Source organism: Saccharothrix sp. BKS2, from assembly GCF_047689505.1.
GTDB lineage: Bacteria > Actinomycetota > Actinomycetes > Mycobacteriales > Pseudonocardiaceae > Actinosynnema > Actinosynnema lopnurensis.
The window spans coordinates 546,859-560,422 of the sequence record NZ_JAUQOL010000003.1 but is presented as its reverse complement, the minus strand read 5'-3'; the positions used below and the strand labels follow the sequence as shown (position 1 = coordinate 560,422).

General features: G+C 74.9%; 15 protein-coding genes. 9 read left to right on the top strand and 6 right to left on the bottom strand.

Annotated elements, in window-relative coordinates; genetic code table 11:
* Nucleotides 1–42 precede the first annotated feature (42 nt).
* The 3 genes from Q5530_RS08080 to Q5530_RS08070 all read left to right on the top strand — a co-directional run bounded on the left by Q5530_RS08080 (nt 43) and on the right by Q5530_RS08070 (nt 2,976).
* Nucleotides 43–723 (top strand): response regulator transcription factor, encoded by a 681-nt coding sequence (locus tag Q5530_RS08080; RefSeq protein ID WP_380642341.1) that lies wholly within the window; start codon nt 43–45, stop codon nt 721–723.
* Nucleotides 720–1,997, top strand: a complete 1,278-nt coding sequence (locus Q5530_RS08075; RefSeq protein WP_415361610.1) for an ATP-binding protein — start codon at nt 720–722, stop codon at nt 1,995–1,997. Before Q5530_RS08080 ends, Q5530_RS08075 begins: the two co-directional genes overlap by 4 nt.
* A gap of 241 nt (nt 1,998–2,238) precedes the next feature.
* The gene (locus Q5530_RS08070; RefSeq protein ID WP_415361609.1) at nt 2,239–2,976 is read left to right on the top strand and encodes a CAP domain-containing protein; all 738 of its coding nucleotides are present in this window, start codon (nt 2,239–2,241) and stop codon (nt 2,974–2,976) included.
* On the opposite strand, the gene Q5530_RS08065 is transcribed toward Q5530_RS08070, so the two are convergent.
* Complete coding sequence (locus Q5530_RS08065; protein WP_380642335.1) at nt 2,958–3,434, bottom strand: Lrp/AsnC family transcriptional regulator; 477 nt, start codon at nt 3,432–3,434, stop codon at nt 2,958–2,960. The two genes, Q5530_RS08070 and Q5530_RS08065, sit on opposite strands and share 19 nt — an antisense overlap.
* Nucleotides 3,435–3,566: 132 nt before the next feature.
* Here Q5530_RS08065 and Q5530_RS08060 point away from each other — a divergent pair, with 132 nt between their 5' ends.
* The 6 genes from Q5530_RS08060 to Q5530_RS08035 are packed head-to-tail and all read left to right on the top strand — an operon-like array spanning nt 3,567 to nt 7,926.
* Entirely contained in the window at nt 3,567–4,640 is a 1,074-nt protein-coding gene (locus Q5530_RS08060; RefSeq protein WP_415361608.1) for a thiamine pyrophosphate-dependent dehydrogenase E1 component subunit alpha, read from the top strand.
* Nucleotides 4,637–5,629, top strand: coding sequence for an alpha-ketoacid dehydrogenase subunit beta (locus Q5530_RS08055; protein WP_415361607.1), 993 nt, complete (start codon nt 4,637–4,639; stop codon nt 5,627–5,629). The genes Q5530_RS08060 and Q5530_RS08055 overlap by 4 nt, the downstream gene beginning before the upstream one ends.
* Nucleotides 5,622–6,887, top strand: coding sequence for a dihydrolipoamide acetyltransferase family protein (locus Q5530_RS08050; RefSeq protein ID WP_415361606.1), 1,266 nt, complete (start codon nt 5,622–5,624; stop codon nt 6,885–6,887). The genes Q5530_RS08055 and Q5530_RS08050 overlap by 8 nt, the downstream gene beginning before the upstream one ends.
* A 10-nt stretch (nt 6,888–6,897) precedes the next feature.
* Entirely contained in the window at nt 6,898–7,545 is a 648-nt protein-coding gene (locus tag Q5530_RS08045; protein ID WP_415361605.1) for a GNAT family N-acetyltransferase, read from the top strand.
* A gap of 7 nt (nt 7,546–7,552) precedes the next feature.
* Nucleotides 7,553–7,807: a hypothetical protein gene (locus Q5530_RS08040; RefSeq protein WP_380642326.1), complete on the top strand. Its 255-nt coding sequence runs from the start codon at nt 7,553–7,555 to the stop codon at nt 7,805–7,807.
* On the top strand, nt 7,804–7,926 hold the full coding sequence (locus tag Q5530_RS08035; RefSeq protein WP_415361604.1) for a hypothetical protein: 123 nt from the start codon (nt 7,804–7,806) through the stop codon (nt 7,924–7,926). The genes Q5530_RS08040 and Q5530_RS08035 overlap by 4 nt, the downstream gene beginning before the upstream one ends.
* On the opposite strand, the gene Q5530_RS08030 is transcribed toward Q5530_RS08035, so the two are convergent.
* Genes Q5530_RS08030 through Q5530_RS08010 form a run of 5 tightly spaced genes read right to left on the bottom strand, consistent with a single transcriptional unit; the run spans nt 7,916 to nt 13,493 of the window.
* Complete coding sequence (locus tag Q5530_RS08030) at nt 7,916–8,653, bottom strand: phosphotransferase (RefSeq protein ID WP_415361603.1); 738 nt, start codon at nt 8,651–8,653, stop codon at nt 7,916–7,918. The two genes, Q5530_RS08035 and Q5530_RS08030, sit on opposite strands and share 11 nt — an antisense overlap.
* Nucleotides 8,654–8,684: 31 nt before the next feature.
* The gene (locus tag Q5530_RS08025) at nt 8,685–9,728 is read right to left on the bottom strand and encodes a GDSL-type esterase/lipase family protein (protein WP_415361602.1); all 1,044 of its coding nucleotides are present in this window, start codon (nt 9,726–9,728) and stop codon (nt 8,685–8,687) included.
* Between the two features lie 6 nt (nt 9,729–9,734).
* Nucleotides 9,735–10,379, bottom strand: a complete 645-nt coding sequence (locus tag Q5530_RS08020; RefSeq protein WP_415361601.1) for an ABC transporter ATP-binding protein — start codon at nt 10,377–10,379, stop codon at nt 9,735–9,737.
* On the bottom strand, nt 10,376–11,041 hold the full coding sequence (locus Q5530_RS08015; protein ID WP_415361600.1) for an ABC transporter ATP-binding protein: 666 nt from the start codon (nt 11,039–11,041) through the stop codon (nt 10,376–10,378). The genes Q5530_RS08020 and Q5530_RS08015 overlap by 4 nt, the downstream gene beginning before the upstream one ends.
* Nucleotides 11,034–13,493, bottom strand: coding sequence for an ABC transporter permease (locus Q5530_RS08010; protein ID WP_415361599.1), 2,460 nt, complete (start codon nt 13,491–13,493; stop codon nt 11,034–11,036). Before Q5530_RS08010 ends, Q5530_RS08015 begins: the two co-directional genes overlap by 8 nt.
* Nucleotides 13,494–13,564: the final 71 nt, after the last annotated feature.

The window sequence follows — 13,564 nt, the reverse complement described above, 5'->3', positions numbered from 1 at the left end:
CGGCCTGCACCCACCCGACCCCGCCGGGTTACCGTGCGCCCCATGGTCTCCGTGCTTCTCGTCGAGGACGATCCCGTGGTGCGGTCGGCGGTCGGCCGCGCGCTCACCGGGCTCGGGCACGCCGTGCTCCCGGTCGGCACGGCGCTGGAGGCGCTGCGCGAGATCACCAGCTCCACCTTCGACCTCGTGGTGCTCGACCTCGGCCTGCCGGACATGGACGGCGCGGACGCGTTGCGGATGATGCGCGGCGTGTGCGACGTGCCGGTGATCGTGGCCACCGCCCGTGATGACGAGGCCGAGATCGTCCGGGTGCTCAACGCGGGGGCCGACGACTACCTGGTCAAGCCGTTCTCCAGCGAGCACCTCGCGGCCCGGTTGGCGGCGGTGCTGCGGCGGGCCCGCAAGCAGGCGCCCGTGGAGGCCCTGCGGCTCGGCGGGCTGACCGTGGACCTCGACCGGCGGGAGGCCCGGCTCCACGGGCGCGAGCTCAACCTGACCCGCAAGGAGTTCGACCTCCTGGCCTACCTCGCCGCCCGCGAGGGCAAGGTGGTGCCGCGCGCCGAGCTGCTGGCGAACCTGTGGAACCTGCCCGGCCGCCACGACGACCAAACACTGGACGTCCACCTGTCCTGGCTCCGCCGCAAGCTCGGTGAGCGCGCGGCCGAACCCCGTTTCCTGCACACCGTGCGCGGCGTCGGGTTCAAGCTCACGGCGGCCGGGTGAGGAAGTCCCTCGCGCTGGTCTCCCTCGCGGTCACCTCGATGGTGGCGCTGGCCTTCCTGATCCCGCTCGCCCTGGTGGTCCGCCAGTTGGCCGAGGACCGGGCGATCACCGACGCCGAGCGCCGGGCGGCCGCCTTCGCGCCGGTGCTGGTGATCACCGACGACCCGGTGGCGGTCAACCAGGCCCTGGCCTCCGGCACGGGCGGGGTCGCGGTGCACCTGGCGGACGGTCGGTCCGCCGGCGTGCCCAGGGCTTCGGCGGAGCAGCTCGACGACGCCCGCGACCAGGTGCGCGCGTTCACCGACACCGTCCCGGCGGGGCGCGTCCACCTCCAACCCGTGCTGCTGGCCCAGGGCCGCGTCGCCGTGGTCGAGGCGTTCGTGCCCGAGGCCGAGCTGTCCCGGGGCGTGACCCAGGCGTGGCTGGCGCTCAGCGGCGTCGCGGTGGCCCTGGTGCTGGCCTCGGTGCTGGTGGCCGACCGGCTCGGGGCGCGCGTGGTGCGGGCGGCGACCGCCCTGGCCGACGGGGCCCGCCGGATGGGGCAGGGCGACCTCGCCGCCCGCGTCGCGCCCACCGGGCCGCCCGAACTGGTCGACGCGGGCGGCGCGTTCAACCGCATGGCCGACCGGATCGGCCAGCTGCTGGCGGGGGAGCGCGAGCTGCTGGCCGACCTCTCCCACCGCCTGCGCACGCCGCTGACCGCGCTGCGCCTGGACTCCGAGACCCTCGGTGCGGACCCCGGCGCCAACCGCGTCCGCCAGGCCGTGCACGCGCTGGAGCGCGAGGTCAACGAGCTGATCCGGGCGGCGCGGCGCGAGCTGGACGACCCGGGCGGCGGTCGGTGCGACGCCGCCGGGGTGGTGCACGACCGGCTGGTGTTCTGGTCGGCCCTGGCCGACGACCAGCAGCGCCTGTGGAACCTGCGCGGCACCGAGCGCGGCGCGGTCGTCCCGCTCAGCCGCAGCGACCTGGCCGCCGCCATGGACGCGGTGCTGGGCAACGTCTTCCGGCACACCCCGGAGGGCACCGGGTTCGTGGTGGCGCTGTTCCACCGGCCGGACCGGGTGGTGGTCGTCGTCGAGGACGCCGGACCCGGTATCGAGGACCTGGAGTCGGCGCTGCGGCGGGGCAGCAGCGGCGCGGGCTCCACCGGCCTGGGGCTCGACATCGCCCGCCGGGCCGCGGAGGCCACCGGCGGCTCCCTCGTGGTCGACCGGGGCCCGCTGGGCGGTACCCGCGTCCAGCTGCGGCTGCTGCTGGCCGACCAGGCTTGATCACCGCACCTTTCCCGCGCCTGATGGCACCTTTAAATCTTTCTTAAGAAAATGCCCGGTTGACATTTTTTCGATCGTGGATAGAGTTCTTTTTGGAATTGCGGCCGGCCGTAGCGCTCCCTCCCTTGCCCGGCCCGCCCGGTTCCCCGTCGGTGCGGCGGCCGCAGCGCTTACCCTGCGAAGAAGCGTTCGCGCGGCCGCCGCACCGAAAACACCGCCGAATGCAAACGAGGTTCTTCCCGTGTCGCGCAAGAGCCGTGTGCTGCCCCTCGCCGCCGTCCTGACCGGCCTGGTCCTCACCGGGTGCGAGCACCCCGACGGAACCGCCCTGGTCACGGTGAACGCGACCGCGGAGCTCAAGGCGGCGATCGGCACCCCGACCCGGGCCGCCACCTCCTCGCGCCCGGCCACCCCGTCGAGCGGGACCACGACCACCACCACCGGCACCTCCACGACCGAGGTCCCGCCGACCACCACGACCACGACCACCACGGCCGAACCGGCGGCGCCCCGACCCGAGGACCGGCCCCGCCCCCGGGTCGACACCCCCGCCGCGCCCCCGAAACCCACCGCCCCCGACGCACCCGCCAAGAGCGAGGTGGAGATCGCCGAGGCCCGCGTGGTCGAGCTGACCAACGCCGAGCGCGCCGCCCAGGGCTGCCCCGCCCTGGCCGCCGACGACCGGCTCGCCGCGGCCGCCCGCGCGCACAGCGCCGACATGGCCGCCCGCGACTACTTCGACCACGTCTCCCAGGACGGCCGCTCGTTCGTCGACCGGGTCAAGGCCGCCGGCTACCCCAGCCCCGGCGCGGAGAACATCGCGGCCGGCCAGCGGACCGCCGAAGCCGTGGTCAAGGGCTGGATGGACTCGCCGGGCCACCGCGCGAACATCCTCAACTGCAAGCTCAAGGCGCTGGGCGCGGGCATGGCCCGCGGCGGTTCCTACGGCATCTACTGGACTCAGAACTTCGGCTGGTGACCCTCGGCGGGCAGCTCGTCGAGGATCAGCACGGTGTGGCTGGACGTCACGTCCGGCATCGTCTGCAACCGCGACAGCACCAGGTCGCGCAGGCTGTGCGCGTCCGGCGCGCGCACCAGCAGCACCAGGTCGTAGTCGCCCGACACCAGCGCCCCGTGCCACACCTCGGGGATCTCCAGCACCCGCTGCCGCACCGCCTTCCACGAGTGCTGGCTGATCTTGAGGTAGACGTAGGCGGAGATGCCGAAGCCGTAGCGCTCCGGGTCGACCACCGCCGCGTACCCGGTGACCACGCCGTCCCGGTGCAGCCGCTCCACCCGTGAGTACGCGCTCGCGCGGGAGATGTGGAGCTTCTCGGCGAGCGCCCGCATCGACAGCCGCCCGTCCGCGCGCAGCGCCTCCACGATGCGCCGGTCCAGCTCGTCGAGCGGTGCCGAACGTCCAGCCTTCGCCGTCATGCGGCCGACCTTAACCCGTCCACGCGGCCGTTCGTCCGGGAAAAGGGCCGTGATCTGGACCTTTGGTCGGTGTGACGCGGACCATGCCCCCATCTCGTCACAGGAGACGGCACAGAAGACCCGGAGGCGCCCATGGCCCGCACCCGCGCACCCGAGCGGACGTTGCTGCCCAGCGAGGAACCCCTGTCGCTGCTGCGCAAGGACGGCTCACCGGTCGAGGACCCGCTCCTGGCGATGCCCGGTGACGACGTGCTGGTGGAGCTGCACCGCCGGATGGTGATCGGCCGCCGCTTCGACGCCCAGGCCACCGCGCTGACCAAGCAGGGCAGGCTGGCCGTCTACCCCTCCTCGCGCGGCCAGGAGGCGTGCGAGGTCGGCGCGGTGGTGGCGCTGCGCGAGCAGGACTGGCTGTTCCCCACCTACCGCGACTCGGTCGCCCTGGTGACCAGGGGCATCGACCCGGGGGAGACGCTGACCCTGCTCCAGGGCGGCTGGCACCTGGGCTACGACCCCTACGAGCACCGCGTCGGCCCGCAGTGCACGCCGCTGGCGACCAACACCCTGCACGCGGTCGGCTTCGCGCACGCGGCCCGGCTGAAGGGCGAGGACACCGCCGCGCTGGTGCTGCTCGGCGACGGCGCCACCTCCGAGGGCGACACGCACGAGGCGCTGAACTTCGCGGGCGTGTGGCGGGCGCCCGTGGTCTTCCTGGTGCAGAACAACGGCTACGCGATCAGCGTGCCCATGTCCAAGCAGACCGCCGCGCCGTCGCTGGCCCACAAGGGCATCGGGTACGGCGTGCCGTCCGTGCTGGTGGACGGCAACGACGTGGCCGCCGTGTACGCGGTGGTGCGCGAGGCGCTCAACGCGGACGGGCCCACGCTGATCGAGGCGGTGACCTACCGCATCGAGGCGCACACCAACGCCGACGACGCCAACCGCTACCGGGACGCCGCCGAGGTCGCGGCCTGGCTGGACCGCGACCCGGTGGACCGGATCGAGTCCTACCTGACCTCGCGCGGGCTGCTGGACCCCGCGCGCCGCGACGCCGTGGCGGCCGAGGCCGAGGACTTCGCGGCGGGGGTGCGGGCGCGGCTCAACACCGACGTCGAGCCCTCGCCCGAGGAGCTGTTCGAGCACGTCTACGCGGCCAGGACCACGCACCTGCGGGAGCAGGCCGCCGCGCTGCGGGAGGAACTGGCATGACCGTCTCCCTGGCAGGGGCGCTGAACAAGGCGCTGGCCGACGCGCTGGAGGCCGACCCCGGCGTGCTGGTGTTCGGCGAGGACGTCGGGCCGCTGGGCGGCGTGTTCCGGGTGACCGACGGGCTGTCCGCGCGGTTCGGCGACGCGCGGGTGTTCGACACGCCGCTGGCGGAGGCCGGCATCGTCGGCACCGCCATCGGCATGGCGATGAACGGCCTGCGGCCCGTGGTCGAGATGCAGTTCGACGCGTTCGCCTACCCGGCGTTCGAGCAGATCACCAGCCACCTGGCCAAGATGCGCAACCGCACCAGGGGCCGCGTGGGGCTGCCCGTCGTGATCCGCGTGCCCTACGGCGGCGGCATCGGCGGCGTGGAGCACCACTGCGACTCCTCCGAGGCGTACTACGCGCACACACCCGGCCTGCGGGTCGTCACGCCGGGCACCCCGGACGACGCCTACCGGCTGCTGCGCGACGCGATCGACTCGCCGGACCCGGTGATCTTCCTGGAGCCCAAGCGGCGGTACTGGGCGAAGGGCGAGCTGGGCGGCGACCCGGTCGGCTTCGACCGGGCGCTGGTCCGGCGACCCGGCCGGGACGTCACGCTGATCGCCTACGGCCCCATGGTCGCCACCGCCCTGGAGACCGCCGAGGCGGCGGGGGAGGAGGGCTGGGACGTCGAGGTGGTCGACCTGAGGTCGCTGTCCCCGTTCGACGACGAGACCGTGTGCGCGTCGGTGGTGAAGACCGGCCGGGCCGTGGTGGTGCACGAGGCGTCCGGGTTCGGCGGGTACGGCGCGGAGGTCGTCGCCCGGGTCACCGAGCGGTGCTTCCACCACCTGCACGCGCCGGTGCTGCGGGTGACCGGGTTCGACATCCCCTACCCGCCGCCGAAGCTGGAGCGCCACCACCTGCCGTCGGTGGACCGCATCCTGGACGCGATCGCCCGGTTGCAGTGGGACGACGAGGTCGTGGGGGGCCACCGTGCCTGACTTCCGCCTGCCCGACCTCGGCGAGGGCCTGACCGAGGGCGAGATCGTCAACTGGCTGGTGTCAGTGGGCGACCACGTGTCGATCGACCAGCCGGTGGTCGAGGTGGAGACGGCCAAGGCGCTGGTCGAGGTGCCCTGCCCGTTCGAGGGCGTGGTGAGCGCCCGGCACGGCGAACCGGGCGAGAAGCTGGCCGTGGGCTCCGTCCTCCTCTCCGTAGGCGCCCCCACCCCCCTCACCCCCACCCCCACCCCCACCCCGGAATCCCCGGACTCCTCCGAGTACTCCGGCAACGTCCTCATCGGCTACGGCACCACCCACACCCCGCGCCGCCGCCGCTCCCGCCCCGGCAAACCCCGCGAGTCGAACGCTCAGGACCACCGTGTCGAACGTTCAGGACCCCCGAGTTCCACATCCGCGCCACCGCGACCCGCGGCCCCGGCCGTCATCTCCCCGATCGTGCGGCAACTGGCCAGGGAGCACGGGCTGGCCCTGGACCGGATCGAGGGCAGCGGCCCCGGCGGCGTGATCCGCCGCGCCGACGTCGAGCGGGAGCTGGCCCGCGCCACCGCCCCGGTCCCCGAACCCCGGTCCGGCCGCCGGATACCGTTGCACGGCCTGCGCGGCGTGGTCGCGCGGAAGCTGGCCACCTCGCGGCGGGAGATCCCCGAGGCGACGGTGTGGGTCGACGTCGACGCCACCGACTTCCTCGCCGCCCGCGCCGCGCTGCCGTCGGTGTCGCTGCTCGCGCTGCTGGCCCGGTTCACCGTGCTGGGCCTCAAGAAGTTCCCCGAGCTGAACTCCCGGGTGGAGGGCGACGAGGTCGTGGTCCTCGACGAGGTCAACCTCGGCTTCGCCGCCCAGACCGACCGCGGCCTGGTCGTGCCCGTGGTCCGGGACGCGCACGCGGCCACCACCGCCGAGCTCGCCACGGCGATCGCCGCCCACACCGCGGCCGCCCGCGAGGGCCGGCTGTCGCCCGCCGCGCTCACCGGCGGCACCTTCACGGTCAACAACTACGGCGTGTTCGGCGTCGACGGCTCGGCCGCGATCATCAACCACCCGGAGGCGGCGATCCTCGGCCTGGGCCGCATCATCGACCGGCCGTGGGTGGTCGGCGGGCAGCTGGCCGTCCGCAAGGTCGCCCAGCTCACGCTCGCCTTCGACCACCGCGTGTGCGACGGCGGCACGGCGGGCGGGTTCCTGCGGTTCGTCGCCGACTGCGTCGAATCGCCCGTCACCGCCCTGGCCGACCTATAGGTTCGACCTCGTGACGTCCAGGGGCGCGGCAGGAGCGACAGGAGCGACGGGGGCCGACCGGGGCGGCCCGGTCGGCGCGGGCAGACCCACCTACCCCGTGCGGACGCGCCGCCTCCTCCTGCGCCCGTTCACCTTCGCCGACCACGCCGCCCTGCACTCGTGGCAGGGCCGGGCCGACGTCAACCGCTACCTCTACAGCGAGGCCCGCACGTCCGAGGAGACCGCCGAGAGCCTGGTCAAGAAGGTCACCCTGAAGTGGCCGGAGCAGGAGGGCGACGCCCTCTCGCTGGCGATCGAGAAAGACGGCGAGGTCATCGGCGAGGCGGTGCTCAAGTACCTCAGCGAGCACCACCGCCAGGGCGAGGTGGGCTACATCCTGCACCCCGACCACCACGGCCGCGGCTACGCCACCGAGGCGGCCGCCGCGGTGCTCGACCTCGCCTTCGACCACCTGGGGCTGCACCGGGTCCGGGCGTCGTGCGACGCGTTCAACGAACCGTCGTGGCGGGTCATGGAGCGGTTGGGGATGCGCCGCGAAGCGCATTTCCGCCACAACGAGGTGTTCAAGGGCGCGTGGGGCGAGGAGTTCGTCTACGCGGTCCTCGACGACGAGTGGCACCGAATGGCGGACAGCCGACCGGGGGCCGACGGCGGATGATGGCTCGATGATCGAGAGGTTCGTCGTGGACAGCGGCGCCTACGAGACCTGGTTGGCCGGCCACCAGGACCAGTACGTGATCAACGCCGAGCGCATCCTGAACCCGGACAACCTCGTCCTGCACCGGGCGACCTGCCGCACCATCAACGGCACACCGGCGCACGGGGCGACGTGGGTGGGCAGCTACGTCAAGCTCGTCGGCACCCGGGAGGAGCTGGAGACCGCCCACCCGGCCGCCCGCCCGTGCCGGCAGTGCCTGTGACCGCTCGTCCGGTCGGGCACGTCGGCTCCGACCCGCACGCGGACCGCGTCGCCCGCCACCTCGCGGACGCCACGCCGTCCCGGACCGCCGGGGAGGTGGCGGAACCGCTCAGGGGCTGAGCCGGTCGAGGACCGCCGCCAGCCCTTCCTCCGGGGACGTGCCGGTGTCGAACGCGTGGGTGACCTCGTGCCACGGCCCCAGCCGGTGCCACAGCAGGGCCCGCGCCCGCTGCTCCCCGGTCACGCCGTAGGACTCCGCCACGGCGTCCGCGAACGGGCGGGCGGTCCCGTGCAGCGCCCACGCCAGGTCGAGGGCCGGGTCACCGAGGTGCGCGTCGCCGAAGTCGATGACCCCGGTCAGGCCGGCGCCGTCGGCCAGCACGTGCTCCGGGCCCACGTCGCCGTGCACCACCGCGTCGGCGGGCAGGTCGCGCACGGCGTCGAGCAGGGCCCCGGCCCGCGCCCGCACCGCCGCGGGCAGCAGCGGCACGACCTCGGCGGCGAACCGGTCCAGGGCGCCGGCGCGGTCGGCCGGCGCCACGCCCAGGGCCGCGGCTCCGGCGGGCGGGGTCGCGTGCAGCGCCCGCAGGAACGCGCCGAGGGCCCGGCCGTGCGCGGGGTCCACGCCCCCGGTCGGCTCACCGGGCACCAGCACGTGCCGCACGACCAGCGGGTCGTCGGACACCAACTCCGGCACCGGGACGGGCAGCGGCAGGCGCGGGGCCAACCACGGCATCAGCCGCACCTCGCGCCGCAGCTGCGGTTCGACGTCCGGTCGCCGCGGGCGGCGCTCCACCCGGTCCCCGACCAGCACGGCCACGCTGCCCCACCCGCCCGCGAACTCCACGCGACCAGTCTGCCGGAGCACCCCGAGCCGGTCAGTCGGGGTCCGGCACCGCGTCGAGGTCCCCGTCCCCGCCCGCCACGCAGGACGCCGACCGCGCGGACGTCGCCAGGAACCGGCTCATGCACCGGCCGAACTGCGCGTAGCCGCGCGCGTTGGGGTGGAAGGACTCCTGGAGCGCGTGCTTGGCCCGCTCGGAGTCGCGCAGGCCCTCGAAGTCCACGGTCAGCCGGGTGAACCACTCCTCCTCCGGCCGCGAGCCGCCCACGCACGCCTCGCGCCGGTCGCCCGCCCGGGACAGGTCGAGGAACCTGGCGTCGACCTCCACGGCGGTCCGGCGCAGGGCCGCCGACAGCTCGGCCACCGCCCGGTCGCGCACCCACTCCAGGTCACCGGTGCGCAGCGGGCAGCCGGCGAGGTTCTGGAGGTCGAACGGCAGACCGGGCGCGACCGGCGCGGCGTAGGACTGGAGCACCAGCGTGTAGGAGCGGGGCGTGTACCCCTCGTCCTGCAACACCTGCCGGATGTCGCGCAGGGCCTGCTCGACCTTCGGCGCCATCCGCGCCACGCGGGCCTTCCACTCCTCCTCCAGGGTCCCGGCGCAGTCCACGCGGCGCTCGACCCACGCCCGCAGGCACGCGCCCAGCACGTCGGCGAACCGCGGGTCGTCGTTCGCGCCGACGGCCACCACGACGACCGACACCCGGTTCCGGCGGGCGATCTCGGCCAGCCGCAGCGCCTGCGAGCCCTCGGTGTTGCGGACCTGGTCGGTGATGCCGACCTGCTCGGCGTTCGCGCCCGAGCAGGCCAGGTTGAACACCCGGTCCACGCCCTCGACGCGGGTGTGGTGGACCGACGCCTCGGTGGACCGGTGGCACCAGTTGCCGTTCTCGCCGTCGGTGCCCGGCTCGTAGGACCCGGCGCCCTCGCCGGACATGGTGCTGTCGCCCATGGCCACGAGCGCCCTGGGCGCGTCGCGCGGCGGGCCGGGCAGGGGCGGGTAGGGGGAGTCGCTGACCACCAGCAGCAGGGCCAGCAGCGGGAACACCAGGGCGACGGCCACGAGTCGACGCAACATCGACACCTATCCTACGGACAACTGTCCGCCGGCCAGCACCACCGTGCGGTCCGCCGCCCGGCGCACCTCCTCGTGGTGCGTGGCGATCAGCACCGCCGCGCCCTCGTCGGCGGCCCGGCGCAGCACCCGCACGGCCGCCGGTGCGCTGTCCCGGTCGAGGTGCGCGGTGGGCTCGTCGGCCAGCAGCACGGCGGGGGAGCAGACCACGGCCCGCGCCAGGGCGGCGCGCTGCTGCTGTCCGAACGACACCTCGCCCGGGTAGCGGTCGGCCAGCTGCGCGACGCCCAGCTCCGCCAGCAGCGCGGTCACCCGGCCGAGGTCGCCCCCGGCGCGGCCGAGCCGCAGGGGCAGGGCGACGTTCTCGGCCAGGGTCAGCTCGCCCGCCAGGCCCAGCGCCTGCGGCAGCAGGGCGCACACCTCCCACGACGGCGGCGAGGTCAGCACCCGGCCGCACATCTCGACCGCCCCCGCGTCGGCCCGGTCGAACCCGGCCAGCACGCTCAGCAGCGCGCTCTTGCCCGACCCGGACGGTCCCGACAGCGTCACCAGCTCACCGGCCGCCACCTCCAGGTCGATCCCGCGCAGCACCCGCACCGGACCACTGGCGTGCACGAACGTCCGCTCGACGCCCACCACCCGCAACACCGTCACGCCGCCAGCACCCCGTTCTCCAGCTCGAACCTGGTGTGCGCCAAGGCGATCAGGCGGGGGTCGTGCGAGGCGACCACCACCGGGACCCCGCGCGCGGCCAGGTCGGCCACCGTCTCCAGCACCAGGTCGGCCGAGGCCGGGTCCAGCTGCGAGGTCGGCTCGTCGGCCAGCACCACCGACGCCCGCCGCGCCAGCGCGCACCCGAACGCCAGCCGCTGCTGCTGCCCGCCGGACAGCGACGGGACCCGCCAGCCGGCCGTGCCGGGCAGGCCCAGCCGCGCCAGCAGCTCGTCCACCTCGACCTCCCGGCCCGCCGCCTGCGCCGCGGCCCGCAGGTTGTCGCGCACGTCCAGGTGCGCCACCAGGTTGTCGGCCGGGTCCTGGAACACCAGGGCGACCTCGCGCCGCCGCAGGGCCCGCCGCGCCCGGTTGGACAGCCGCGCCGTGCCCGCGCCGCGCAGCTCCACCCCGCCGGTCGTGGGCCGCTCCACCAGGCTCAGCACCCGCAGCAGCGTCGACTTGCCCGACCCGGACGGCCCGGCCAGCACGGTGATCCCGGTGGACGGCACCTCCAGCGACACGTCCGACACGGCGGTCACCTCGCCCGCCGGCGTGCGGTAGCGCACGCCGACCCCGGTCAGCCGCAACACGGAGTCAGCCACGGATCAACTCCCCGATCTTCGCCGTGCGCACCGAGCGCACCGCGATCCACGCCGCCACCAGCACCACCAGCACTCCGCCCACGACCGTGGCCACCAGCAGCGGCACCGGGTCCGGCACCTCGGGCACGGGGGTCAGCCGCGGCGCGGGGTCCAGCCTGGGCACGGTGAAGCCGCTGCTCACCGCGCTGGCGGTGAGGCCGATCGCGACCGCGGCCGCGGCCAGTACGCCCAGCTCCAGCAGGTGGCTGCGCAGCAGCGCCGCCGGGCGCAGGCCCATCCGGGTGCTGAACGCGCCGGACACCGCGTTCTGCCGCCGCCGCACCTCCACCGCCATCAGCAGCGCGATCGAGGCCACCGCGGCGAGCACCACGCCGATGGCGGTGACGAACCCGAACGTCCACTGGATGGTCAGGAACGGCAGGCCCTGCACCGCCTTGGCCTTCTCGGTGACGTTGCGGTACGGCACGCCCGCCGCCGCCAGCGCCCCGGTCAGCTCGCCCAGCGGCCTGCTCGACCACACGTACCAGGAGCCGATCTCCCGGCGGTTCTCGACCAGGTCGACCGGCACCACCCAGCCCGAGGTGCCGAGCTTCGGGAACGAGGGCACGTGCGCGCTCGGGTCGAGCGGCGGCAGCCCGCGCAGGGTGACCTCGCGGCGGGGCGCGTCGCCGACGCGCAGCGGTTCGGCCAGCAGCGCCGGGTCGAGGCCGAACGGGGCCGGGAACGCGCCGTCCCGGAACGTCCGCGGGTCCACCACCAGCGCGGTCCGGTCCTGGACCGTGACGAAGCCGACGATCGTGGCGCTGCCGCGCAGCGGCTCGGGCACCTCGGTGAGGTTCGCGTGGACCTGGGCGACGCTGTTCGCGCCGGTGAACATGCCGGACTTGTCCTCCAGCGCGGTGCGCTGCGAGTCGGCGATGGCGGTGCCGACCGCGATCGTGCCGACGGCCAGCACGCCGACCAGCAGCACGCCCGTCACCGGTCCGGCCGCGGCGGCGAGCCGGCGGATCGCCAGCTGCGCGGTCGGCCTGGACCACAGCGACACGCGGTGCGACGCGGCCAGCGCCCAGCGCGCCAGGCGGGTCGCCAGCAGCGCCGCGGTGAGCACGACCAGCAGCGGGAACGCCAGCGCGGCCGCGTCGACGCGGGGCAGGGAGCCGACCGAGTCGGTGGTGGCCAGGCCGCTGTTCTGCACCCGGCCCCACGCCCACACCGCGAACCCCGCGGTGACCAGCTCCCACGGCAGCGCGGTCAGCACCCGGCGCACCCGGTGCCCGCGCGTCGCGACCTGGAACGACCGGTGCGCGCGCAGGGCGGCGGTGACCGCGGTGACGGCCAGGGCGAGCACGACGACCGCCAGCACGGCCAGCGCCGCGCCGGTCGCGGTGCCGGGCGGCAGCACGTCCGACGGCGCGTAGACCGGCAGCAGCAGCCGGGCCGCGCCGAGCCCGGCCACGCCGCCGACCACCAGCGGCAGGCCCAGCTCCAGCACCGCGCGCCCGCCCAGGGCGGCCGGGCCCGAGCCCCGCACCCACAGCAGGCGCAGCTCCCGGTGGCGCCGCTGCGCCCACTGCACGGCGACCGTGGCCACGCCCGCCAGGCCGATGAGCACGCTGATCAGCACCAGGCCCAGGATCGCCGAGCGCACGTTGACCGCGGTCTGCTCGGCGTTGCGCACGGGCAGCGCGAGGTGCGAGACCACGCGGCCGAAGCCCTCGAACGGTTCGACGCGCGCGGTGCCCTCGGCGAGCAGGGCACGCGCCTCGTCGACGGTGCGGGGCTGGGCGGTGGGGAAGCGGATGGTGATGTCGGTGCGCCCGCCGACCTCCTCGGGCAGCGCGGTGAACGACTCGAAGCTGGGCATCCACACCACCGCGGTGGCCAGCTCGTCGCGGTCGAGCGCGTTGGGCACCACGAAGTGGCGCTCCGAGCACCACCACGCGGGCAGCGGGTCGCGCACGTCCTCGTAGATCGCGGTCACCGGGGGCAGCCGCCCGCCCAGGCCGCGCCCGCCCACCCGGACCCCGACGGTGTCGGCGATGCTCTTGGGCACCCAGAGGCCGTCCCCGGCACCGCCCTCGATCACCCTGAGGTGGTCGGTCGCGCCCTCCCGGTAGCCGAATTTGGCCAGGGTCGTGGCGCCGCCGAAGTCGGTCCGCCGCTCCCTGGTGTAGGTGCCGATGAGCGTCGGGTGGCCCTGCGCGAGGTCGGTGAACACGGTGACCGCGCTCGCGATCTCGCGGTGGTCGGCGTCGGTCTCCACCGACGGGTGCAGCGCCTCCGCGCACAGCCGGCCCTGCTGGTGGGCGACGGCCGCGCTCCCGGAGGCGGCCGAGTGCATGACGGCCGCCGCGACCACGAAGCCGAGCAGCAGCGCCGTCACCAGGCTGACCAGCAGCGTCAGCGGGCTCGACAGCGCGGCGCGGGGGGCGGCTCTCCACGGTACCTGCACGACCAGGACGTTAGCCGCCGCCCGATCCGCGCAGGAGGCGTTTCGTGAACGGCGTTCACGAGTCGGACAAC

What these genes read in the sequence shown, in the direction of transcription:
- Q5530_RS08025 (WP_415361602.1), bottom strand. Translation starts at nt 9,728, where the DNA reads ATGTTGCGTCGACTCGTGGCCGTCGCCCTGGTGTTCCCGCTGCTGGCC.
- Q5530_RS08060 (WP_415361608.1), top strand. Translation starts at nt 3,567, where the DNA reads ATGGCCCGCACCCGCGCACCCGAGCGGACGTTGCTGCCCAGCGAGGAA.
- Q5530_RS08055 (WP_415361607.1), top strand. Translation starts at nt 4,637, where the DNA reads ATGACCGTCTCCCTGGCAGGGGCGCTGAACAAGGCGCTGGCCGACGCG.
- Q5530_RS08040 (WP_380642326.1), top strand. Translation starts at nt 7,553, where the DNA reads ATGATCGAGAGGTTCGTCGTGGACAGCGGCGCCTACGAGACCTGGTTG.
- Q5530_RS08065 (WP_380642335.1), bottom strand. Translation starts at nt 3,434, where the DNA reads ATGACGGCGAAGGCTGGACGTTCGGCACCGCTCGACGAGCTGGACCGG.
- Q5530_RS08080 (WP_380642341.1), top strand. Translation starts at nt 43, where the DNA reads ATGGTCTCCGTGCTTCTCGTCGAGGACGATCCCGTGGTGCGGTCGGCG.